Raw genomic sequence first — 22,914 nt, forward strand, 5'->3', positions numbered from 1 at the left:
CTGGAGTTCGCCGCCCCGTGCAGTCCACGCCTTCGGATGCCGCCACACCCGTGGTGAGCGATTTCTATGACCGCTTTCCCTATCCAGGCGACCCACTTCAAGATGGTCCGCCACCTGGATACAACTGGCGTTGGTGCCATGACAGCGTCCTGGCCGCTGTTCTTGGAGCTGTGCCCCAGCGCTCCGATCGCTCCGTTCCGGTGCGGATCCTCGATGCGGGATGCGGGACCGGTGTCAGCACCGATTACCTCTGTCATCTGAATCCCGGCGCCCAGGTTCTTGCTGTCGACATCAGCGCCGGAGCGCTCGCCGTGGCCCGTGAGCGGCTGCGACGGTCTGGAGGCGCCAAGCAGGTCAATGTCCTGCGTCAGGAACAGCGCAGTCTTCTCGACCTTCAGGGAGAGGGACCGTTCGACTACATCAACTCTGTGGGAGTGCTTCATCACCTGCGCGATCCGTTGGCGGGGCTCAAGGCACTGGCGTCGCTTCTGGCTGATGGGGGCCTGTTGCATCTGTTTCTTTACGCCAACGGCGGGCGTTGGGAGATCCACCGCACCCAGCGAGCTCTGACCCGTCTCGGAGCTGGCACGGGAGCCGAGGGACTGCGCCTGGGTCGGGACCTATTTCAGTCGCTGCCGGAGAGCAACCGCCTGCGGATCAATTACGAGCAGCGCTGGCGGATCGACACCGCAGCGGATGCCAATTTCGCGGATATGTATCTCCATCCCCAAGAGACCAGCTACGACCTCAGCAGCCTTTTCTCCCTGATCGAGACGGCGGGTCTTCAGTTCGCCGGGTTTTCCAATCCGGCGGTTTGGGATCCTTCCCGGCTGCTCGAGGGGGAGCTTTTGCAGAGAGCTCTTGCGCTTCCCGAGCGGGATCGGTGGCTGCTGGTGGAAGATCTCGACCCTGACATCAGCCATTTCGAATTCTTCGTGTCCCGCACGCCCATCCGTCCCCAGGCCTGGGATGACGACTGCGAGCTGCTCAAGACCCGTGGTCGTCGACAACCCTGTCTCTGGGGGTGGCCGTCCGCCAACCTGCTTGGGCCTGATCTCGAGCCGATCAGCTTGAGCGCCGCCGAGTTTGCCTTGCTGGAAGCCATCGAGAATCAGCCCTCTCGCTCGCTCGGTGAGCTGGGTCTGAGCGATGAGACTGCTTCGGTGGCAAGGGAGCTGATGGCCCGGAAACTGCTGCTCCTCGAGGTCTGAGCTGCTGGAGCTCGAGAAAACGCGTGATAGATTCCGCGCGCTTTCTCAGATGTTGTTTGCTGGCTACCACCACCACCGAATCAACTGCGGCATCCGTTGCGACTGATTCCGGTATGGGCGAGTACGCGAAGCTCCAACGACGTCTGATGCTGGCCACCTTGGCGTTATCTTTGATCGCGCTGGTTCGATTTGATGTCTTGGTGGCCCGCAGCCTGCTGGTGGGTTCCTGCGCTGGTCTTCTTTACCTGCGTCTACTCGCCCGCAGCGTCGCCCGGCTCGGCGGAGGTTCCCGCCAGGTTGGACGGTTCCAGTTGATTGTGCCAATGCTTCTTGTCGTTGCAGCGGCCAAGCTCCCCCAACTGGAATTGCTTCCAGCCTTCCTCGGATTCCTTCTCTACAAGCCAGCTCTGATTCTTCAGACCGTCATCGACGGCTGAGTCCGCGCACTTCCCCAACACATGGTTCCGTCGCTCCTCAACCTGCCGTTTGCCGAACTGGAGGTCGGTCAACACCTCTACTGGCAAATCGGCAACCTGAACCTCCATGGCCAGGTTTTTCTTAGCTCCTGGGTCGTGATCGGCCTGCTGCTGCTGCTCGTGGTGAGTGGCACCCGCAAAATGGAGCGCGATCCCAAAGGTGTGCAGAACCTCCTTGAGTTTCTCTGGGATTACCTCCGCGAACTCGCCCGGGAGCAGATCGGAGAAAAGGCTTATCGCGACTGGCTTCCCTTCGTAGGAACTCTGTTCCTTTTCATCTTCGTCTGCAATTGGGGTGGTGCTCTCATCCCCTGGCGTCTGATCGAGCTCCCCAACGGAGAGCTGGGTGCCCCGACCGCAGATATCAACACCACGGTGGCCATGGCCCTGCTGGTGTCGCTCTCTTACTTCTATGCAGGTTTGAGCCGGAAGGGACTGCGCTACTTCGAGTACTACGTGGAGCCGACGCCGATCATGCTTCCGTTCAAGATCATCGAGGACTTCACCAAACCGCTGTCACTGTCCTTCCGTCTGTTTGGAAACATCCTGGCGGATGAGCTTGTGGTGGCCGTTCTGGCCTTCCTGGTGCCTGTTCTGGTTCCCCTGCCGGCGATGTTCCTCGGTTTGTTCACCAGCGCCATTCAGGCTCTGATTTTCGCGACGCTCGCCGCTAACTACATCGGCGAAGCCGTTCATGAAGAGGCTCACTAAGCCTCGTCTCATCTTTCGCAGGTCCCCCGCGATCTGCTAAACACTTCGCGCGCAGGTCCGGGTGGAACCGGGCCCACTCTCATCAGTGAGAGTGTCCCGGGCGCGCCCTGCCCTTTCCGCGCTCATCCTGCGCAACTCCAACCGCTTTCCACCAATGAGTGATCTGACCTCCGCCGCTTCCGTTCTGGCCGCCGCCCTTGCGGTGGGTCTTGCCGCCATCGGCCCTGGTATCGGCCAAGGCACCGCAGCCGGTCAGGCTGTGGAAGGCATCGCCCGCCAGCCTGAAGCTGAAGGCAAGATCCGCGGCACCCTGCTGCTGTCCCTGGCTTTCATGGAAGCTCTCACCATCTACGGCCTGGTTGTGGCTCTGGTGCTCCTGTTCGCCAACCCCTTCGCCGGCTGATCAGGTCATCGCACGGAAGGATCCTTGCTCCTTCCGTGGTCCTGATTCGTTCGATTTGATTCACCCCATCGCACCCTTCCATGCCCTGGCTTCTGCTTGCTGAAGCAGGTGTTCCGGAGGGAGGTCTCTTTGACCTCGATGCCACCTTGCCGCTGATGGCGGTTCAGGTGGTTCTCCTCACCTTCCTGCTCAATTCCCTGTTCTTCCGGCCGGTCGGCAAGGTCGTGGAGGATCGCGAGGGTTACATCGCGACCAGTCGTGCTGATGCCAAGCAAAAGCTTGAGCAGATTCAGCGACTAGAAGCTGATCTCCAGGATCAACTCCGTGGAGCCCGTCAGGCTGCCCAAGCCGCCATCGTTGAGGCCGAACAAGAGGTGGACCGTCTTTACCGCGAGGCTCTCGCCGAAGCGGAGGCTGAAGCCAATCGCACACGCGAAAAGGCTCGGAGAGAGATCGAAGCTCAGCGTGAAACCGCTCAATCCCAGTTGATGGGTCAGGTGGATCAGCTCAGTGCCCAGATCATCAAACGACTTCTGGCTGCCTGATGATGATGCTTCCCACACTCTTCGCCTCTGAAGGCGGCTTCGGTCTCAACCTCAACTTGTTTGAGACCAACCTCATCAACCTGGTCATCGTGATCGGGGTTTTGTATTGGTTCCTCAAGGGGTTCCTCGGTGGAATCCTCGAACGTCGTCGTCAGGCCATCCTCAAGGATCTTGAGGATTCCGAAGGTCGTCTGCGTCAGGCCACAGCCGAACTCGCGCGTGCCCAGGAAGACCTGGCCGCTGCGCAGCAGAAGGCGGAAAAAATCCGTGTTGACGGCAAGGCCCGTGCTGAAGCCATCCGCAAGGACGGTGAGCTCCGCACCATTCAGGCCATGGCAGCTCTCAAGCAGGATGCTTTGGCTGATTTGAACGCTGAAGGTGCACGCCTCACCGAGGAGCTTCGTCGCCAGGCCGCCCTTGCCGCCATCGACAAGGTGATGGCTGAACTCCCCGGACGTCTTGATGCAGCGGGCCAATCCCGTCTCATCGATTCCTCCATCAGCAATCTGGAGGACGCCTGATGCCCCTACTCAACACTCTGGCCACCCCTTACGCCGAAGCTCTGCTTCAGGTCACCGACGCCCGCAGCGAATCGGATGACGTGGCTGCCCAGTGCAAGGAGCTGCTTGCTCTCTGGGACTCCAGCGATTCGCTGCGTGAGGCCATGACCTCACCAGTGCTCGAGCCCGCTGCCAAGAAGAAGGCTCTCACTGAACTGCTCTCCGAGCAGGTCAAGCCTTCCCTGATGAATCTGCTCAAGGTTCTTGCTGACCGTCAACGTCTTGCGGCGTTCGATTCGGTGTTGCGCCGTTTCCTCGAGTTGTATCGGGACTCGCGCAACATCTCCTTGGCCCATGTGCGCTCGGCCCAGGCACTCACCGAAGCTCAGACAGCGTCGCTGACGGCCAAGGTGCAGTCCATGGTCGGCACCGGCACGGTCGAAATCGATCTGACCATCGACCCAAGCCTCATCGGTGGCTTTGTCGTGAACATCGGTTCTCAGGTCATCGATGCCAGCCTGTCTGGCCAGGTCCGCCGTCTGGGTCTTGCTCTCGCCAAGGCGAGCTGATCCCTTTCTTCACCCCTCCGCTCCTCCTTTCACGCCCTTTCCCAGGGATTACCCGCCATGGTTTCCATCCGTCCTGACGAGATCAGCGCCATCCTCAAACAGCAGATCGAGGACTACGACAAGTCCGTTTCGGTCAGCAACGTGGGCTCGGTTCTGCAGGTGGGCGACGGTATCGCCCGTGTGTACGGCCTCCAGCAGGTGATGGCCGGTGAATTGGTTGAGTTTGAAGACGGCACTGAAGGCATCGCCCTCAACCTTGAGGACGACAACGTCGGTGCCGTGCTGATGGGTGAAGGCCTCGGCATCCAAGAAGGCAGCACCGTTCGCGCCACCGGCAAGATCGCTTCTGTGCCTGTCGGCGACAGCCTTCTTGGCCGTGTGGTCAACCCCCTGGGCGTGCCTCTCGATGGCAAAGGTGATCTCGGCACCACCGAGACCCGTCTGATCGAATCCCCCGCTCCCGGAATCATTCAGCGGAAGTCGGTTCATGAGCCGATGCAGACCGGCATCACCGCGATCGACGCGATGATCCCAATCGGTCGTGGTCAGCGTGAGCTGATCATCGGTGACCGTCAGACCGGTAAAACCGCCATCGCCATTGACACCATCCTGAATCAGGCTGATCAGGACGTGGTCTGCGTCTATGTGGCCATCGGCCAGAAGGCGGCCTCTGTTGCTCAGGTGACCGAAGTCCTGCGTGAGCGTGGCGCCCTCGACTACACCGTGATCGTTGCGGCGAACGCATCCGAGCCCGCTGCTCTGCAGTATCTGGCTCCTTACACCGGTGCCTCCATCGCCGAGTACTTCATGTACAAGGGCAAGGCCACTCTGGTGATTTACGACGATCTCTCCAAGCAGGCTCAGGCGTATCGCCAGATGTCACTGCTGCTCCGTCGTCCGCCCGGTCGTGAGGCTTATCCCGGCGACGTCTTCTACTGCCATAGCCGTCTGCTGGAGCGTGCCGCCAAGCTGTCCGATGCCATGGGCAAGGGGTCGATGACCGCTCTGCCGATCATCGAAACCCAAGCTGGCGACGTGTCGGCCTACATCCCCACCAACGTGATTTCGATCACGGATGGTCAGGTGTTCCTGAGCTCCGACCTGTTCAACTCCGGTCTGCGTCCCGCCATCAACGTCGGTATTTCTGTGAGCCGCGTGGGTGGTGCAGCCCAGACCAAGGCCATCAAAAAGATTGCCGGCACCCTGAAGCTTGAGCTCGCTCAGTTCGACGAGCTGGCTGCGTTCTCCCAGTTCGCTTCCGATCTCGATGCTGCAACCCAGAAGCAGCTGGGCCGCGGCAAGCGTCTGCGTGAGCTGCTCAAGCAGCCTCAGTTCAGCCCCCTGGTGCTGGCTGAGCAGGTGGCCATCGTCTACGCCGGCGTCAAGGGTCTGATCGACGATGTTCCCGTCGAACAGGTGGTTCAGTTCTCCCGTGAACTGCGCGAGTACCTGAAGAGCAACAAGCCCGAGTTCATCAAGAAGATTCAGGACGAGAAAGTTCTCAGTCCCGAGGCTGAAACCATGCTGAAGGAGGCCATCTCCGAAGTGACCTCCACCATGCTGGCGACCGCCAACTGAGGTCTGAGGCATGGCAAATCTCAAAGAGATCCGAGACCGAATTAAATCGGTCAAGAACACCCGCAAGATCACCGAGGCCATGCGCCTCGTGGCTGCGGCCAAGGTTCGCCGCGCTCAAGAGCAGGTGTTGCGCAGCCGTCCCTTTGCGGACCGGCTTGCCCGCCTGCTGGAAAATCTTCAGACGCGCATGCAGTTTGAAGACGCGGATGCTCCTTTGATGGAGCAGCGCAATGTCGAGTCGATCACCCTCGTCGCGGTCACCGGCGACCGGGGTCTCTGCGGCGGTTACAACACCAACATCATCAAGCGCACCGAAGTGCGTTTCGCTGAGCTTCAGAGCAAGGGTTACAAGGTTGATCTGGTGCTGATTGGTCGCAAAGCCATCAGCTATTTCACCAACCGCAACTACCCGATTCAGGCCACCTTCACAGGCCTGGAGCAGGTGCCCACTGCTGATGAAGCCGGTTCCATCGCCAATGAAGTGTTTGCGGAGTTCCTCTCCGAAACCACCGACCGCGTTGAGATCATTTACACCAAGTTCATCAACTTGGTGAGCTGCAAGCCTGTCGTTCAGACTCTGCTGCCTCTCGATCCTCAGGGCATCGCAGAAGCGGATGATGAAATCTTCCGTCTCACCACCAAAGATGGTGAGCTGCGGGTGGAGTCGGGTTCGGCTCCTGCCAACACCCAGCCGGAGCTTCCCTCCGACATCGTGTTTGAGCAGAGCCCTGAGCAGCTCTTGAATGCACTGCTTCCTCTGTATCTGCAGAATCAGTTGCTGCGCTCTCTGCAGGAATCGGCAGCATCCGAACTGGCCAGCCGGATGACGGCGATGAACAACGCCAGCGACAATGCCAAGGCGCTCGCCAAGACGCTCACCCTGGATTACAACAAGGCACGTCAGGCTGCGATTACGCAGGAGATTCTCGAGGTGGCAGGTGGTGCTGCTGCTGTTGGTTGATCGCATCACAACCGTTTTTCTTCGCCGGTCCCAGGGCCGGCTTTTTTATTGCCGATCGCTTCAGTGGTCTTGAACGAGGATGGGGAGGCGGTGTCATCGCCTGCCCGTGGAGCTGCACCATCTGTTCCCCACCGTTGTTGCAACGGATCGCCTTGTTCTTGACCCGCTGGATCTGGCGGCTCAACTGCAGACGCTCCTGGCGATGCGGGGTGACGCTTCCAGCAATCCCGATGAGGGCTGCGCCTGGACCGGTGATCTCAATGGTGTGTGGCAGTTGCATGAGCACCCTGATTTTCGTGACCTGGCGGATCAGGTGACGACTCGCGTCTGGCGCTACCTGACGATGACGGGATTCGATGCCGATGGCCTCGATCTTCATCTGCAGCGCTGCTGGCCTGTGCTCAGCGAGTGGGGGCAAGTGGTCGGGCGTCACCACCATCCCAATGCGCATCTCAGTGCTGTTCTCTATCTCAGCGGTGACGGCAGCGGTGTGGATGGGCCGTTGTGTCTGCACGCGCCGCAGCAGCTCAACGAACTGGTTCCGGGTTTGGCTGTCGGCCATGGCGGGCCCATCACCCATGACCATCCCTGCAATCAGCCGGAATGGATGCTGTCCTCGGAACCGGGTTTGCTGGTGTTGTTCCCGTCGCGGTTGCACCACAGCGTGGCGGCCAACGAGACGGAGGATGCGTTGCGAGTCTCCGTCAGTTTTGATTTCGTGCTGACTGCGCGTGCTGCAGACCGTCCTTCGGAATACATGTCGCCCCATCCCCACCAATGGCAGCGCTGCAAACGGCCCGTGCCCTGAGAGGATGCCATGCCTGGAACGTTCCCTGAAGGATGAGCGAATCAACGGTGGCCACCTACACAATCAGTGTTGAGTTGGATGGTCAGCAGCATCAGTTCCAGTGTCGTGCCGATCAGACCGTGCTCTCGGCGGCTGAGGCGGCTGGGGTGATGGTGCCCAGTTCCTGTTGTGCAGGGGTTTGCACCACCTGCGCCGCCCGCCTCAGTGAGGGTGAGGTGCATCAGCCGGATGCCATGGGAGTGAAGGAGGATCTGCGCAAGGACGGCTTCTCTCTCCTGTGTGTGGCCTATCCCCGTTCGGATCTGAAGGTGATCGCCGGTCAGGAAGATGCGCTCTATGAGGCCCAGTTCGGTCAGTACCAGAAGTGAAGCTGACGTCGCTCAGGCTTGATCTGATTCGGCCTGAGTACCAAGGGATCGTTGAGATGCGTCGCTGGGTGCATCAGCAGTTGCACCCCCACGGGCAGCCGCTGCGATGGGCGATCACAGGTCTTGCCGTCAATGCGGCTGGACAGCAGTGCGTACAGGTGGAGGCCGTTGTCCTCACACCAACGGTGGACACGCCGTGACACGACCACTTCCCACCCTGATGGTGGTTCCCACAGGGATCGGCTGTGAGATCGGCGGCTTTGCGGGCGATGCCTTGCCCAGTGCCCGCTGCCTGGCAGCAGCCAGCGGTTGTCTGATCACGCACCCGAACGTGATGAACGGTGCGGCCCTCTACTGGCGTGATCCCCGCATTCACTACGTCGAGGGATATGCCCTTGACCGTTTCGCAGCAGGTGATCTGCGGCTGCGTCCCGTGCGGCGTCAACGCATCGGATTGCTCCTGGATGCCGGCATCGAGGCTGATCTGCGCCAGCGGCATCTGCAGGTGGCCGATGGCTGTCGGGCCACACTCGGCTTGGAGATCGGCCCTGTAGTCACCAGCGATGTGCCGTTGGGGGTGACGCTGGAGCAGGGTGAGAGCGGTGCGAGCTGGGGCACCATGCAGCGACCGGATGCGTTGCTGCGAGCCGGAGAACGGCTCAAGGCTGCCGGTGCGACAGCCATCGCTGTGGTCGCACGTTTTCCGGAGGATTCCGACGCCACCGCACTGGAGGCCTACCGCCATGGTTCTGGCGTGGATGCTTTGGCGGGTGCTGAAGCGGTGATCAGTCATCTACTGGTCCGGCATCTGCAGCTCCCCTGTGCGCATGCACCGGCCCTAGGGGCGCTTCCTCTCGATCCTGATCTGGATCCCCGAGCGGCTGGAGAGGAACTTGGACACACCTTTCTTGCCTGTGTGCTGGTGGGCCTGGCCCAGGCGCCGTCGCTGGTGGCCGCCTCCGGTTCAGTTCATGCCGAGGATCTGGCGGCGGAGCAGCTCGGTGCCATGGTCGTGCCGGATGGTGCCTTGGGCGGGGAAGCGGTCCTCGCCTGTCTTGAGCGCCGTATTCCCGTGATTGCCGTTCACAACCCTGGCGTGCTGTCGGTGACGGCCGAGGCCTTGGCGTTAGGCGAGCAGGTGCTGAAGGCCTCCTCCTACGCCGAGGCAGCCGGGTTGCTGATGGCGCTGCGCGAGGGCATCGCGCCGCAGGCCTTGATGCGCCCTCTGCCTGGCTTGCGGGAGCTGAGCTGATGGCACGGGGGTTTGCTACGGCCGCTGCATCGTGTCCGTGTCCCTGCGGCAGCGGTGACACCCTCGACCATTGCTGCGGTCCTCTGCACCGTGGTGAACGCAAGGCTGCGACGGCGGAAGCGCTGATGCGCTCGCGTTACTCCGCCTATGCCCTTGGGAAGCTCGACTATCTGATCGCCACCCATCCCATGCCCTCTGAAGCACCTGCTCAACGGCGTCGTGAGCTGAAACAGAGCTGTCGCGACAGTCGATGGCGCGGTCTCAAGGTTCTGTCCACCGAGGCCGGTACAGCCGATGATCTGGAGGGCACCGTGCGTTTCGAGGCGGTCTTCTCGGCCGGGGGCCAGCGCTTTGTGCACCGTGAGACGTCGCTGTTCCAACGCCGCAATGGAGACCCCGAGGGTGATTGGCTTTACATCCGCGCGTTGGATTGACGCTTCAACGCAGGCAGGCCATCGGATGCCGTGGGGGGACGCCCAGGGCCTTGGCGACGCCGGGGTGACAGACCGCACCCTTGACGGTGTTCAGGCCTGAGAGCAACTCCGGCCGTTCGGTTACGGCTTCTTCCAGGCCGCGTCCGGCAATGCCGAGGATGTAGGGCAGCGTCACGCTCACCAGGGCTTCCGTGGATGTGAAGGGCACAGCGCCGGGCATATTGCCGACGGCGTAATGCTGCACACCGTGAATGCAGACCGTTGGATTCGTGTGTGTGGTCTCCCGGCTGGTGGCGACACAGCCCCCCTGATCGACGGCCACATCCACAATCGCCGAGCCGGGCTGCATCTGCCTGACCATCTCTTCATCCACCAGGGTGGGCGCCCGACCGCCGGGGGTCAGCACGGCACCGATCAGCAGGTCGGCTGTTGGCACCAGCCGCTCCAGCAAGCCGCGACTGCTCACCATGCTGATCAAGCGTCCACGGCGATCGGCTTCCAGGCTGCGCAACCGCTCCGGCGATCGATCCAGCAGCAGCACTTCGGCATCCATGGCGGCGGCGAGCCGGGCGGCATTCCAGCCCACCGTGCCGGCACCCAGCACCACCACCTTCGCTGGACGGACGCCGGTGCAGCCTCCAATCAACACACCGCGCCCACCGTTCGGACGCTCCAGCAGGCGTGCACCCACCTGGGCTGCCAGGCGGCCGGCGATTTCGCTCATCGGCGCCAGTAGCGGCAGGCTGCCATTTTCCAATTGCACCGTCTCATAGGCCACGCCCGTGGTGCCTGCATCCAGCAGTGCCTGCCCCACCTTGCTGTAGGCCGCCAGGTGCAGGTAGGTGAACAGCACCATGTCGTCCCGCAGCAGGCCGAACTCCTCCGGCTGGGGCTCCTTCACTTTCACCACCAGATGAGCGCCCCAGGCCTCCTCGCGATCCACCAGGCGAGCGCCGGCGGAGGCGAAGGCGTCATCGCTGATTCCGGCTCCCGCCCCAGCACCATGCTGGATGCGCACCTCCAGGCCGTGGGTCACCAGTTCACGCACCGCATCGGGGGTGAGCGCCACCCGCTGCTCATCAGCTTTGATTTCTGTGGGCACGCCGATGGTGGCCATCGGTGCCGTCAGGACGGAATGGGCCATGGAGGGCGGAATCGTCCTTTCAATCTGGCTCAGACAGCCGCGATCGGCAGCCTGAGCCACGTTGGCGAGGAAATTTTGGAGACATCAACAAGCAGCTTTTGGCTTTGTTCTTGAACTAATCCACAAGGCAAGTGATCGAAGTGAACCTAAACACTAAACGTTACAGAAGTATGAACTAAACAATAAGGACCATGAATTGGCGGATTTTCTTGTTTGACAATTTGCATGTAAGGCTCGTTGACGTTGCCCCAATGCCTGAATCTTCTTCCGAGCGAAATAAAGTCATCTTTGCATCAATAGTTGCAAATTGCTGGAAAGATAAAGAGTATCGAGATCGATTTGTCGCAGCCCCTAACGATGTCTGTCTGTCTGAGGGTATCATTATACCTGAAGGAATGAAGTTTATTGTTAGGGAAAATACTCCTCAATCCACCTATGCCGTGTTGCCATCTCAGGATGTCGAGGTGGCGATTGAGCAATTTGCTGAGGTTCTGAAAGCCGTTTTGCCACTGCAAGAAGGACATTCTTTTACATTGGTTCAGAACACTGACAAAATCAATTATCTTATTATCCCGCCTCCTCCTGCTGAGCTTAATATTGAATTGGCCGAGGATGCTGAATTAGAGCTCGCAGTGGGTGGGAACGTAACGGAGGTGCATATGAACACTTTCGCCGTTGCGAATGCTGCAGTTGCAGCTAATGCAGCTGCAGCAACAGAGGTAGCTGCAGTGACATTAGGTGTTACAGCTGCTCTTGCAGTTTGCGTATTAATTTTGTATCCATTCAATGTACCTGAGTTTATAAAGAATTCCCCAGTTAAAACCCTTGAACTGGAGTGAGTGATGACAGCTTCTATTAACTCTTGCCGTGTTTCCGTGAAAGGAGACTATCAGAGAATTTATGGTGATGAACCCTGTGGAGCGGCTGCAATTAGTTTGGTCTCACGTGTCAAACGATTTTTAGAGATGTGGACTATCGATAATAAGTTTAGGGATGGTTTGACTGAAGGAATTCCTTGTCAAGCTGCCTCCGATTTAAATCTTGATAGTGAGGATTTTCGCCCCCTCTGGGATCCTGAGTGCCGAGTAGATGAACCCAGTAAGGTTCTCAATCAATATGTTTCCTTTTGCAATGAAAAATTGTTGATGCGTGATCGGATGCGGGATTTAGACGGTAGGCCAGACCATGCTGTTTTTCGTCAGTGGAGACAGCGTCAAATAAATCGATTTTTCAGACAAGCTGATATTAGAGTTGCAAGTGCTGTCGTCCACGCTCCCTTTTCCGTTGAGCTAAACCAAGGTTGCTCGGTTGGTTGCTGGTTTTGTGGTGTTGATGCTCCTAAATTAGGTGATATATTTTCCTATACAGATGAAAACAAACTTCTATGGAAAGACCTTTTAAGGTCACTCCACCAGTCGATTGGGTTTGGAGCTAAATCAGGTTTCTGCTATTGGGCTACTGATCCACTAGACAATCCAGATTATGAGAAGTTCATACAAGATTTTAAGAACGAATTTGGTCGGTTCCCGCAGACGACGACAGCTCAACCTTTGAAGCATCTCGAACGTGTAAGAGATCTGCTTCGGATGACTTCTGGTGCGGAGAAAACCATTAATAGATTTTCAGTGCTATCCATTAATAGTATGCGTCAAATTCACCAGAACTTTACGCCTGAAGAATTAATCCATGTTGAGCTTGTTCCTCAGAACAGAGAAGCTTTGGCGGTTAAAGCTAATGCTGGTCGTGCTCGTGGAAAGTTTAAGCAATCTGCCCTGGCTGATCAGGAAACAAGTTCAGGCACCATCGCGTGTGTTTCTGGTTTCTTGATTAACATGGTACGAGGATCAATTAAATTGATTACTCCCGTACCTGCAAGCGATCAATGGCCTTTGGGCTATCAAGTTTTTGGTGAAGAGTTCTTTACCGATTCTCAATCATTCGATGCTGCCTGTCAAAAGCTGTTTGGAAAGATGAAAATCCGCTTGTTTCCTGACGATCAAATTTCAATAGATAGTGATTTTGAATGTGTGCTTGCAGGCGCTCAAATTTTTCTGAGGCAAAATAAATTCACGGTAAAGCTTTCAGAGGCGAATGATTTTACTCTTCTCAGCTCCCTTGTTGAGTTATTGACGACGTCACCATTGACGGTTCTTGAGACGGTTATTCGGCTTGAGGGTATCGCAACACCTCCGGTCACCATTCACCTAATCGACTCATTATTTAGAGCTGGTATTCTTAATTATGATGGTTAGTCATGGTTGATGTCTGCTTGCCATTAGTTCCATTTGCGAGGGTTGAAGCTCCTTCGTTAGCGTTGGGAATCTTCAAAACAAAGCTTTCTGAGCTAGGTGTCAGCTCTAAAATTCTCTATCCCAATCTAGACTTTGCTTATCAGATTGGGATCAAGAATTATTATGCATTGTCGATGGAAAATATTACTTTAATTGGCGAATGGTTGTTCTCATATTGTCTGTTTCAAGATAAAGCCCCGAGTGTTGATTTGTACTTTAAGTATTTAGAGGAAACGGGATTTAGTGGGATCTTGCCTTCCGATGATCTTCTGTCGATGCGTATTTCCGCAAGTAATTTTATTGATCAGTTAGCGGTTAATATCTTGCGTCTTAATCCTAAAATTGTAAGCTGTAGTAGTACATTTCAACAGCATGTTCCCTCGCTGGCGCTATTAAAGCGGTTGAAGTCTTTGAGGCCTTCATTAATCACGGTGATGGGCGGAGCTAATTGTGAATCAGTAATGGGTTTAACGACAAAACGCTTGTTCGGTTTTGTCGACTTTGTTTTGTCTGGTGAAGGAGATGCTGTTTTTCCGTCTTTTTGTCACGCTCTCCTTACTTCTGATTTGCGTTCAAATTCATCTGCAATCAACGCAGATTGGCCTGGTGTATTTTGCTCTGTTTCAGATTCAAGCTCATTGAATCATAGGCCAGTTGTTGATGAGATGGACGAAATCTCATATCCTGATTTTGATGACTACTTCAATGTATTAGATCAGCATCCTTTGAATCCTGTCATCAACCCATGCCTCCCCGTCGAAGCTTCTCGTGGTTGTTGGTGGGGAGAACAACACCACTGTACTTTTTGCGGTCTCAACGGTGATGGGCTTGCTTATCGCAGTAAAACGCCGCGACGTATGTTTAATGAGATGAAGTTTTTGCGGGACAAGTATGGCGATCTTCCATTTGAATTCGTAGATAATATTGTGCCGCGAGAATATTTGACTAGCTTCTTCTCGGATTCTCGATACTCCCCAACTTTGTTAAGTGGTGATTCAAAATTGTTTTTTGAAGTCAAGGCTAATCTGTCTAGACAGCAGCTCAAGATAATGAAAGAAGCTGGTGTCTGTTGGATTCAGCCTGGCATCGAGAGCTTGCATGATCTTGCCCTGAAGGAGTTGAAAAAGGGTACAACTTGTCTGGTTAATCTTCAGCTCTTGCGTTGGTCTCTCGAGCTTGGACTATATGTGACCTGGAGTATTTTAACGGAGTTCCCTGGTGAGCAGACCCAGTGGTTGTCTGAAATGCAAGATTTACTTCCGATGCTGCATCACCTGCAGCCACCGATGGCATTACTTCCGGTGCAGTATCATCGGTTCAGTCCTTATTTTAATCACGCCAATCAGTATCAATTGAATCTTTCCCCTGCACCCGCATATTCTTGCATTTATCCATTTTCTGAAGAAGATATCAAGGGGCTTTCTTATTCTTTTGTTGACAATAATGCGCCTGGTGAGGCTGCTCATGACTCTCTTTATTCTTCACCACAGGGAAATTCTTTGTACTCTGCCATTAATTCCTGGCGCGACAAATTCCAATCACGGCGGCGACCTCTTTTGTGTTACCAGATTCTCCCGGACGGCAATTTGCAAATCGTTGATACACGTGAATGTGCTTTCAAGCGTATCCATTTGCTTAGCGGTTTAGAGAAAGAGCTGATGTTGCTGGGGGATTCTATTGTGCCTATTAAGCAGATTTCGAGACTCCTTTCTACTCATTTTGGAGATCTTTCGCCGGAGATGATTCAACAAGCCTTGAGCTCACTTGCTGATAAAAAATTAATCCTAATCGTCCGTGGTTCCTTCTTGTCTTTGCCGGTTGGTGGCTCATTGCCTTCGTTGCCAACTATCAACGACTTCCCTGGTGGTGCCGTTGTTTTTGACCAATTGGCGAGTTATCCAAGTTTGTCCAATCCATTGGAATTGGCTTACCGCCAATTGTGAAGATGGCAAGACAGTTGCTTCGATCTTCACTGACGACCCAGTTGTTTTTGCAGGACGAGTCTAGGTCTTTCCTTTCTGCTTCGGATGTTGAGAGTATTGTGTTGTCGCTTCGGTCGGCTGATGCGACGAATTCATATTCTGATTATCACGCTGCTCAGTTGATTCGATTGCTTTTGTGTGATGAAATAGATTTGCAGTTGTATTCAGTCATGGTAAAAAAGTGTTTGTGTTCGTCTAGTGTTGTCTGTAAGTTGTTCGTCGGTACTTTTGAGTGCTCTGAAGGTGAGCTTTCATTCCTTGGTGACCTTTCCAATGCCTATGTAAAGCTATTGCATTTGTATCTGTTAAAGCTTCTGAATACCGACCTGCGTTTTGAGGAGTCCTGCGTCTCGATCGTGGGCTCTTTAGTTTCTTTGGAATTTCATTCTGAATATAGTCAGTTGTGTGTATCTTTGTTCTCTCAGTTTTTCAAGTCAGGTTGCCTTTGGTGTGTCTCCCTCGAGGATTTTGCTGACTTAAGAGCAAAGTATGAATCCCTATTTGTATTTGATGAATCCTATATATGTTGGGCCCGAGAATCTCGTGTGGATTGTTCGCAGAATGATACTTTGTCCAAGCTCCGGGATGAAATTACAATATCTCATTTTTACTCTCATAACCCTTATCCGCTGTGGAAGCAGGTTGATGCTTTGATGCTCAAAGACCCGCACTTTCGTGACAGGTTTCTTCCTTCATTGCCCAACGCATTTGATTCTGCCAGTGTTGAATCAATTCTGGTTGCTGGTTGTGGTGCTGGTCAAGAGGCTGTGTTTTACTCTTTGCTATTTCCTGGTTCGACAGTTGTTGCTATTGATTTAAGTGCAGCTAGCTTGCTTCATGCGAAGAGGTTGGCGGATAAATATAATGCTTCTAACTTGAGCTTTCGGCAAGTTGATCTTCTTGAGTTGACGTCTGAACAAAGTTCCTTTGATTTGGTTGTTTCAAGCGGTGTTCTTCATCATCTTGAAATTCCGCTTCAAGGGTTGAAAGCATTGTCTGATTTAAGGTCTTCGGGTGGTTTTTTGAAGATTGGTTTATACAGCGCTGCGGCTAGGTCGGTGGTCGAACAGGCTCGATCGATATTGCCTCGATCTTTCCGGCGTAATCCATGGCTTAGCAGTGCCGAATTGGTTCAGGCTAGACGTTTCCTTGTTGAGTCATTCTCTAGTGCCCCCGGGCTCTCGAATTTGCTCTTATTCGAAGACTTTTTTGAAATCAATGCGTTTAGGGATCTTTTGTTTAATCCTTGTGAGCACACTTATGATCCCTGCTCTATCGCTGCCATGCTTAAAGAATGTGGCCTGGAGTTCGATGGCTTTCAGTTTCAGAATATTGCTGTATTGAACACCTATTGGAAGCTGTTTCCGCATGATGTGACTGGTAAGGATCTCGTCAACTGGCAGGCTTTTGAGCAGTTATTCCCCAGGGCTTTTATCGGGATGTATAACTTTTGGTGCCATTGATATTGACTGTTTTGCCTGCTCTTGACTTGTTGGGCTTTGCTCGGCTGATTGGTGTGGTTTTTTGTACGTGATTGTGCGGCATCGATTGCTCGCAAATTTCATCTCATGCATGGGCTGCGATCGGCAGTCGCCAGCCGCTACCGAAGGCCTGGCTGCTCATCTTCAGCAGAGGAGCGGCCTGTCGGCGTTTGAATTCCGCGCGTCGGAACAAGCGTTCGATCCGCTCCACATCCCGGGGATCGTGACCGGCTGCGACTAGCTGATCTCCGCTGAGCCGATGTTCGATCAGATCGATCAGCAACGGATCCAGCCGGTCGTAGTCGGGTAGCGAGTCGCTGTCTTTCTGGTCTGGGCGTAGCTCGGCGCTGGGCGGTTTCTCGAGAATGGCCGTTCCGATCAGTGCTCCCTTTGCGGGCAGGCCGAGCTCGCTCCGGCAGAGGCCTGCGGCGTCGCTTTCCAGCCAGCGGCAGAGGGCGAACACGGTCGACTTGTAGAGATCGCCAATGACCGCCAGACCACCATTCATATCTCCGTAGAGGGTGCAGTAGCCCACGGCGAGCTCTGATTTGTTGCCAGTGGTGAGAAGCAGTTGTCCTTGTTGGTTGGCGACGGCCATTAGCAGCGTGCCGCGGATGCGCGATTGCAGATTTTCTGCGGTGACGCCGCTGGGCGCGGCCTGGAGGGTGGGGGTCAGTGTCTTCTCAAAGCCCTCCATCAGCGTTTCGATTGGAACGATGAAATGGGCCAATCCCAGACGTTCGCTGAGCGTGAGTGCATCGGTGATGGATCCGCTTGAACTCCATGGCGACGGCATCAGAAGCGTCTGCACCTGCTCAGTGCCCAGCGCAGCAGCCGCGATTACCGCCACCAGCGCTGAGTCGATGCCTCCGCTGAGGCCGAGCAGGGCTTTGCCGAATCCACACTTTCCGGCGTAGTCCCTCACCCCGGTTACCAGAGACCGGAACAGCAGCTCCAGTTCGTCACTGGCTTCGTTTAGGCCTTCGTGGTCGGTAGCGCGTCCGGCGTTAAGGCTCTGGGCTGGTTGTGCCGCTCCCTCTGCATTCCAGGTTGCGGTGGTGGTCACACAGCTCGGCAGCTGCAGCAGCGGCGTCTCGCTGTTGCTGCCCATCACGAAGCTGGCGCCATCAAACACCAGTTCGTCGTTGCCCCCCACCTGGTTCACATAGACCACAGGGCAGCGCAGCCGCTGTGCAGCCCGGAAGGCCAGACGCTGCCGCAGTGCGCCTTTGCGACGTCCGAAGGGGGAGGCGGAGCAGTTGATCAGCAGGTCAATCTGTTGGTCGATCAGGCCGCCCACGGGATCCGGTCCCACCAGTCGGCGATCGTGCAGTTCGTCCTCCACCCAGAGGTCTTCGCAGATGGTGAGGCCAATCCGCCAGTCCCGTCCCCCCTGGCGCAGCGTGACGTGTGCACCTCCCTGGCTGGGGCGGAAGTAGCGCGTTTCATCGAACACGTCGTAGCTGGGCAGCAGCTGTTTGCGGGCTGCCACACGCCATCCTCCGGCCTCCACCAGTGCGAGGGCATTGAACAGCGATGGATGGAGGGAATCGTCTGCTGCATCCGCGAAGCCCACCAGCAAGGCCATGGCCGAACCACGGCTGGCCAGGCCCTTGCAGAGCGCTTCAAGGGCTTCCGTCTGTTGCTGAAGGTGAGCAGAGCTGAACAGGAGATCTCGCGGTGGATAGCCCCATAGCGACAGCTCCGGCGTCACCATCAGGGCCGGAGGCGTCGCTTCGGTGTCGATCACCTTGTCGACGGCCTGCAGGATGCGGTCGGCGTTGCCAAGCAGATCGCCCACCACAGGATTGATCTGAGCCAGGGCGACATGCATCGGCAGTCAGGCGGTGGGAAGGCTGTATCCGTAGAGATTGTGCTTCAGCAGCAGCGGCGTGAGGCTTTCGGGCACCTGGTCCCGTTCACCGGCTTGACGCACCTTGGAGCTGGCCGTGCCAGGGATGCTGAGCGGCAACACCTGCAGTCGGGCTCCCAACGCGTTCAGAGCGTTGAGCGCACTGTCTGCAAGAGGCCAGCCGTCTCGCGGCACGATGCCCAGATCGCAGTGCGACAGCCAGTCCCGGCTGTTTTTCCAGCTGGGGATCTGGGCGGCCAGATCACTGCCCACCACGAAACAAAAGCGTTGACCTGGCCAGCGGTTCCGCGCACGCTCCAGGGAGGTGATCGCATAGGGACTGCTGAGCTCCTGGGCCAGCTCCAGCCTTGGATCGGCGATGTGCTGCACCAGGGCTTGGAGCAAATCGCGTCGCATGCTCAGATCAGCCGCGTGCTGTTTCATCGGGTTGTCGCTGGCCCATGTGGCCACCCGGGGGTAGTGCTCCAGCAGGCCAGTCAACAGCGCCTGATGGCCACGAGTGGGAGGGTCGGCACTGGTGCCGAACAGGGCGATGTCAGCCATGGTCAGGGCAGCAGCGACGGCAGCGGCGGCCGCGATGGCGGCTGGGGCCAGTCCCGCATCAGCTGAAAGATGCCGTGGTCTGATCGCGCCAGTCGACGCAGCAACGTGGCAGGACCAGGTGGTTGGCGGCGGCCCCGACCTCGCTCCTCGAGCAACCAACGCGCTGTTAGACGTCCTGTGCGACGGGTGGTGTGAACAGCGAGTGCAGCCTGGGCGACCGCCACGGGTGCAGCCGGAGCCAGGGTGAGTCCTGCGCTGAAGGGAGCCGCCAGCAACAGCAATTGCCGCAAGGAGCCGAGGGCCACCTGCAGGCCCAGCTGAGCACCGCCCAGCAAGGCGTTCTGTCCGCTCAACTGGCGCAGCAACCGACGGGCTGCCGGGCCCCCCAGGGGCAGGTCGTAGAGCTCGCACAGATGGCGGACAAGGGCGGCATCACAGGCCATGCCCCCCGCCAGATCCAGCAATATCAGGGGATTGGCAGCCACACCGGTGGCCTTGAGGGCGGCGTAACGACCGATCAAGCCCTGGGCTTCCCGACGTCGGCGTTGCAGACGCCCAGTTTCGAGCTGCTGCTGAATTTTGGCGGCCTGGCGAAGGGTATTCAGCAGCAGCAGGCTGTGGCCGTGCTGCTCCAGAAGGGTGTCCAGACAGATTTCCAGCGGCGCCACATCGGCGGGCTGCTGCCGGCTGCGGATGCGGCCATCGGGCCGCTGCTCAGCACGTCTTGGTGCGGCGGCGACGGCCAGGGGGGCAGGCAGCCCTGAGGGCAAACGACCGTGGATGCTGCGCAGCAGATCCGGCAGCTGATCGGTGGGCCAGCAGTCGCTGCGGTTGAGCACCGTGAGCACCGGTTTGCCCATTGCCTGCAGCGTTTCCAGGGCATCCAGTTCCACCCGGGTGATGTCTCCATCCAGCACCAGCAGCACGAGGTCGGCATGCAGCGCGACGCGGGCGGCCAGGCGTGTCCGGGCCGGTGCATCGACCTCATCGATTCCTGGGGTGTCAACCAGTTCGACGGTTTGCAATCCGGGAATCGGACGTGGCCATGACACCGCCTGCTGATGGCGTGTGCAGCCATGGGCGACGTCAGTGGCCATCACGTCGCGACCCACCAGCGCATTAACCAGGCTGGACTTGCCAACACCCACTCGGCCGGACACCGCGATGCGCAGCCTGTGGCTGTCGAGTCGTTGCAGCTGAAGGTCCAGCAGCCGCAGCGCCCCTGAGAGCAAGCCCTGTTCCCGGGGAGTCAGATCAAGTTGTGCACGCCACCCCAGCAGGCGGTCGCGGCACTGATCTCCGATGCCGCTCATGGCGCAACACCCGCGGCCGTTTTGCGCCACCACCCCGCCAGCACTGCCAGCACCGCCTCCGGGCCGATCACACCAACAAACCCACCGAACTCATCCACCACGACGCGAACACCGCTGTTGTCCCGTCGGAAGGCGGTGAGCAGGCGGTCGGCTCGGATCATTTCGGGGACGAACTCAGCCGGCTCACTCAGATCAGCCGGTGTGAGTTGTCCCTGACTGCGCACAAGGGCAGTGAGTAGGCGATCACGGCTGGCCACGCCCAGCACTTTGTCGACGGCGTCGCCCAGCACAACCCACCACTGGGCCTCATTGTCGAGCAGCTCAGCGCGCAGTTGTTCCAGACGGGTGGCCCCATCGAGGGTGGGCGCTGCCACACGGGGCGTCATCAGATCCCTTGCCGTGAGGTCATTAAGGAGAAACACCTTGGAAATCATCGCGGCCTCATCGGCCTCGATCTGCCCCTTCTGCGATCCAAGTTTTGCCAGCAGCCGGATCTCCTCCTCATCGGTGCTGATCTCGTTTTCCTCGGTAATGGCTGGAAGCAGTCGTTCCAGCAGCAGCACGATTGGGCGCATCATGACGCCAAGCCAGTGCAGCACTGGAGCACTCGCCAGGGAAACAGGCAGGGCCAGGCGGCTGCCAATCGCCTTAGGCAGGATCTCGCCCAGCAGAATCACCAACACCGTGAGGCTCACGGAGAAGAGCGGCAGCGCGATGCTGCCCGCACCCATTCGTTCGCTAAAGACAACGGAGGCATAGCCACCCAGCATCAAGCTTCCAAAGATGTTGAAGCCGTTGTTGGCGATTACCAATACGGAGAGCGTCCGTCCCAGTCGCTGGCGAAGCTGAGCCAGTCGGCGGGCGCCGGTGACCGGACGGGGGCGGGCCGCGAGTTCATGCACGCGCACGGGATTCACCGTGAGCAACGCCGCTTCAACGCCAGAGCACAGCGCCGATCCGGTCAGCACCACCACCACGAGCAGCAGAAGGATGAGCAGGTCGGAGGTCATGCCAAGACGCTTTCCCTGCCATCCTGACGTTTCTCCGGTGACCTGTCTCTGCCGTGGCTGTACTCGCTCCTGTTTTTGATGCTCAGGTCTTCGCAGACCGCCGCAGGCGGTTCATGGCCGAACTCGGTGGGGCTGCTGCGGTTATTCCCGCTTCAACGTTGGTCACCCACCATGCCGACACCGAGTGGCCGTTCCGCCAGAACAGTGATTTCTGGTACCTCACGGGTCTGGATGAGCCTGATGCGGTGGCACTGTTTCTGCCCCACCGTCCCGAGGGTGAACGGTTCGTTTTGTTCGTGAATCCCAGGGAGCCCTCCGCTGAGGTCTGGACTGGGCGCCGCTGGGGTTGTGAAGGTGCCGTCGACCGTTTCGGTGCCGATTGTGCGCATCCCCGCATCGAGCTGGATGCCCTACTGCCGCAGTACCTGGAGGGCGCTGAGGGGATTGCCTACCGCATCGGCAGTCATCCGCTGGTGGAGCCGCTGGTGCTACGCGCCTGGGCGACGCAGCTGGACCGGGCACCGCGCACCGGCCGTGCGGCGTTGGCGTTGGTGGCGCCTTGTCCGCTGCTGCATCGCATGCGTCTGCGTAAGGACCCCTCGGAGCTGGAGAGGATGCGCGAGGCCTGCAAAATCGCCGCCTCTGCCCATGAGCTGGCCAGAGCTGCCGTTCGACCGGGCATGACGGAGCGTCAGGTGCAGGCTTTGATTGAACAGCACTTCCTCGAGCATGGAGCCCGTGGTGCTGCTTATAGCTCCATCGTTGCGGGCGGAGACAACGCTTGCGTTCTGCATTACATCGACAACCGAGACACGCTCCAGGAGGGAGACCTGCTGTTGATCGATGCCGGTTGTTCGCTGCCGGATTATTACAACAGCGACATCACGCGCACCTTCCCCGTCGGTGGTCGTTTCACCGGTGAGCAGCGTGAGCTCTATTCGCTGGTGCTCGCTGCGCAGGAAGCGGCAATCGCCAGCGTCCATCCAGGCCAGACGGCCGAAGATGTGCACGCCACAGCCGTTCGGGTGATGGTGGAAGGGCTCGTGGACCTAGGCCTGCTCCTCGGGGATGTGGATGGCTTGATCGAACAGGGGGCTTATCGCCATCTCTATATGCACCGCACTGGTCACTGGTTGGGTCTCGATGTGCACGATGTGGGCGCTTACCGCCTCGGTGAGCATCACGTTGAGCTGGAGCCCGGCATGGTGCTCACGGTGGAGCCCGGCCTCTACGTGAGTGATCGTCTGGCGGTCCCTGAAGGACAGCCGCCTATCGACGATCGCTGGAAGGGCATCGGCATCCGCATTGAGGACGATGTGGCGGTCCGTGATCGTGAGGATGTGGCCTGTGGCCATGAAGTGCTCAGTGTGGATGCTTTGAAGGCCGTGCAGGCCATGGAGCGCTAATGCATGCCAGGTCAAGCGTGAGCCAGCCCAGGCACACCTCCGGCTGCATCAGCTC

General features: G+C 57.6%; 24 protein-coding genes. 19 read left to right on the forward strand and 5 right to left on the reverse strand.

Translation table 11 applies throughout. The features are described from left to right. The first annotated feature begins 17 nt into the window (after nt 1-17). From SynA1560_RS03665 to SynA1560_RS03730, 14 genes are all read left to right on the forward strand, one after another. Nucleotides 18-1,211, forward strand: coding sequence for a bifunctional 2-polyprenyl-6-hydroxyphenol methylase/3-demethylubiquinol 3-O-methyltransferase UbiG (locus SynA1560_RS03665; protein ID WP_255477049.1), 1,194 nt, complete (start codon nt 18-20; stop codon nt 1,209-1,211). Between the two features lie 113 nt (nt 1,212-1,324). Beyond that, the gene (locus SynA1560_RS03670; protein WP_186501194.1) at nt 1,325-1,648 is read left to right on the forward strand and encodes a hypothetical protein; all 324 of its coding nucleotides are present in this window, start codon (nt 1,325-1,327) and stop codon (nt 1,646-1,648) included. Between the two features lie 21 nt (nt 1,649-1,669). Continuing rightward, complete coding sequence (gene atpB, locus SynA1560_RS03675; protein WP_186470311.1) at nt 1,670-2,398, forward strand: F0F1 ATP synthase subunit A; 729 nt, start codon at nt 1,670-1,672, stop codon at nt 2,396-2,398. Nucleotides 2,399-2,552: 154 nt separating this feature from the next. Continuing rightward, nucleotides 2,553-2,801, forward strand: a complete 249-nt coding sequence (atpE, locus tag SynA1560_RS03680) for an ATP synthase F0 subunit C (protein ID WP_006911576.1) — start codon at nt 2,553-2,555, stop codon at nt 2,799-2,801. Nucleotides 2,802-2,881: 80 nt separating this feature from the next. Then, nucleotides 2,882-3,346 carry a F0F1 ATP synthase subunit B' gene (locus SynA1560_RS03685; RefSeq protein ID WP_186470312.1) on the forward strand — a complete coding sequence of 155 codons (465 nt, stop codon included), beginning with the start codon at nt 2,882-2,884 and terminating at the stop codon, nt 3,344-3,346. Between the two features lie 2 nt (nt 3,347-3,348). Continuing rightward, nucleotides 3,349-3,867 carry a F0F1 ATP synthase subunit B gene (locus tag SynA1560_RS03690; protein WP_255477050.1) on the forward strand — a complete coding sequence of 173 codons (519 nt, stop codon included), beginning with the start codon at nt 3,349-3,351 and terminating at the stop codon, nt 3,865-3,867. Continuing rightward, on the forward strand, nt 3,867-4,415 hold the full coding sequence (atpH, locus tag SynA1560_RS03695; protein ID WP_186470314.1) for an ATP synthase F1 subunit delta: 549 nt from the start codon (nt 3,867-3,869) through the stop codon (nt 4,413-4,415). The genes SynA1560_RS03690 and atpH overlap by 1 nt, the downstream gene beginning before the upstream one ends. 57 nt (nt 4,416-4,472) lie before the next feature. Then, nucleotides 4,473-5,993, forward strand: coding sequence for a F0F1 ATP synthase subunit alpha (atpA, locus tag SynA1560_RS03700; RefSeq protein WP_186470315.1), 1,521 nt, complete (start codon nt 4,473-4,475; stop codon nt 5,991-5,993). A 10-nt stretch (nt 5,994-6,003) separates the two neighbouring features. Further along, nucleotides 6,004-6,954, forward strand: a complete 951-nt coding sequence (locus SynA1560_RS03705; RefSeq protein WP_186470316.1) for a F0F1 ATP synthase subunit gamma — start codon at nt 6,004-6,006, stop codon at nt 6,952-6,954. A 106-nt stretch (nt 6,955-7,060) separates the two neighbouring features. Next, nucleotides 7,061-7,762 carry a TIGR02466 family protein gene (locus SynA1560_RS03710; RefSeq protein ID WP_255477051.1) on the forward strand — a complete coding sequence of 234 codons (702 nt, stop codon included), beginning with the start codon at nt 7,061-7,063 and terminating at the stop codon, nt 7,760-7,762. Between the two features lie 32 nt (nt 7,763-7,794). Continuing rightward, nucleotides 7,795-8,130, forward strand: a complete 336-nt coding sequence (locus tag SynA1560_RS03715; protein WP_186470318.1) for a 2Fe-2S iron-sulfur cluster-binding protein — start codon at nt 7,795-7,797, stop codon at nt 8,128-8,130. Then, nucleotides 8,127-8,330 (forward strand): hypothetical protein, encoded by a 204-nt coding sequence (locus tag SynA1560_RS03720; protein WP_186471254.1) that lies wholly within the window; start codon nt 8,127-8,129, stop codon nt 8,328-8,330. The genes SynA1560_RS03715 and SynA1560_RS03720 overlap by 4 nt, the downstream gene beginning before the upstream one ends. Nucleotides 8,331-8,350: 20 nt before the next feature. Next, nucleotides 8,351-9,382: a DUF3326 domain-containing protein gene (locus SynA1560_RS03725; RefSeq protein WP_186470996.1), complete on the forward strand. Its 1,032-nt coding sequence runs from the start codon at nt 8,351-8,353 to the stop codon at nt 9,380-9,382. Further along, nucleotides 9,382-9,816 carry a YchJ family protein gene (locus tag SynA1560_RS03730; RefSeq protein ID WP_186470319.1) on the forward strand — a complete coding sequence of 145 codons (435 nt, stop codon included), beginning with the start codon at nt 9,382-9,384 and terminating at the stop codon, nt 9,814-9,816. Before SynA1560_RS03725 ends, SynA1560_RS03730 begins: the two co-directional genes overlap by 1 nt. A 4-nt stretch (nt 9,817-9,820) precedes the next feature. Here the strand turns inward: SynA1560_RS03730 and ald are convergent, their stop codons facing one another. Then, nucleotides 9,821-10,960 carry an alanine dehydrogenase gene (gene ald / locus SynA1560_RS03735; protein ID WP_186501196.1) on the reverse strand — a complete coding sequence of 380 codons (1,140 nt, stop codon included), beginning with the start codon at nt 10,958-10,960 and terminating at the stop codon, nt 9,821-9,823. A gap of 251 nt (nt 10,961-11,211) precedes the next feature. On the opposite strand from ald, the gene SynA1560_RS03740 reads away from it, so the two are divergent. From SynA1560_RS03740 to SynA1560_RS03755, 4 genes are read left to right on the forward strand one after another with little or no spacing between them, the layout of a single operon-like run. Then, the gene (locus SynA1560_RS03740; RefSeq protein WP_186501197.1) at nt 11,212-11,799 is read left to right on the forward strand and encodes a hypothetical protein; all 588 of its coding nucleotides are present in this window, start codon (nt 11,212-11,214) and stop codon (nt 11,797-11,799) included. 3 nt (nt 11,800-11,802) lie between these two features. Next, a complete protein-coding gene (locus SynA1560_RS03745) occupies nt 11,803-13,212 on the forward strand; it encodes a radical SAM family RiPP maturation amino acid epimerase (RefSeq protein ID WP_222930223.1) in 1,410 nt (469 codons plus the stop codon). 2 nt (nt 13,213-13,214) lie between these two features. Beyond that, entirely contained in the window at nt 13,215-15,194 is a 1,980-nt protein-coding gene (locus SynA1560_RS03750) for a RiPP maturation radical SAM C-methyltransferase (protein WP_186501199.1), read from the forward strand. A 2-nt stretch (nt 15,195-15,196) separates the two neighbouring features. Then, nucleotides 15,197-16,696 (forward strand): bifunctional 2-polyprenyl-6-hydroxyphenol methylase/3-demethylubiquinol 3-O-methyltransferase UbiG, encoded by a 1,500-nt coding sequence (locus SynA1560_RS03755; protein WP_222930224.1) that lies wholly within the window; start codon nt 15,197-15,199, stop codon nt 16,694-16,696. A gap of 103 nt (nt 16,697-16,799) precedes the next feature. On the opposite strand, the gene SynA1560_RS03760 is transcribed toward SynA1560_RS03755, so the two are convergent. The 4 genes from SynA1560_RS03760 to SynA1560_RS03775 are packed head-to-tail and all read right to left on the reverse strand — an operon-like array spanning nt 16,800 to nt 21,453. After that, the gene (locus tag SynA1560_RS03760; protein WP_186501201.1) at nt 16,800-18,548 is read right to left on the reverse strand and encodes an NAD+ synthase; all 1,749 of its coding nucleotides are present in this window, start codon (nt 18,546-18,548) and stop codon (nt 16,800-16,802) included. A gap of 6 nt (nt 18,549-18,554) precedes the next feature. Beyond that, nucleotides 18,555-19,130, reverse strand: a complete 576-nt coding sequence (locus SynA1560_RS03765) for a nicotinate-nucleotide adenylyltransferase (protein ID WP_186501202.1) — start codon at nt 19,128-19,130, stop codon at nt 18,555-18,557. A gap of 2 nt (nt 19,131-19,132) precedes the next feature. After that, the gene (locus tag SynA1560_RS03770) at nt 19,133-20,443 is read right to left on the reverse strand and encodes a GTP-binding protein (protein WP_186501203.1); all 1,311 of its coding nucleotides are present in this window, start codon (nt 20,441-20,443) and stop codon (nt 19,133-19,135) included. Next, nucleotides 20,440-21,453: a CNNM domain-containing protein gene (locus SynA1560_RS03775; protein ID WP_186470324.1), complete on the reverse strand. Its 1,014-nt coding sequence runs from the start codon at nt 21,451-21,453 to the stop codon at nt 20,440-20,442. Before SynA1560_RS03775 ends, SynA1560_RS03770 begins: the two co-directional genes overlap by 4 nt. Nucleotides 21,454-21,506: 53 nt before the next feature. Here SynA1560_RS03775 and SynA1560_RS03780 point away from each other — a divergent pair, with 53 nt between their 5' ends. After that, on the forward strand, nt 21,507-22,859 hold the full coding sequence (locus SynA1560_RS03780) for an aminopeptidase P N-terminal domain-containing protein (protein ID WP_255477052.1): 1,353 nt from the start codon (nt 21,507-21,509) through the stop codon (nt 22,857-22,859). Nucleotides 22,860-22,914 lie beyond the last annotated feature (55 nt).

The organism is Synechococcus sp. A15-60, assembly GCF_014280095.1.
In the GTDB taxonomy this organism is placed as follows: domain Bacteria; phylum Cyanobacteriota; class Cyanobacteriia; order PCC-6307; family Cyanobiaceae; genus Synechococcus_C.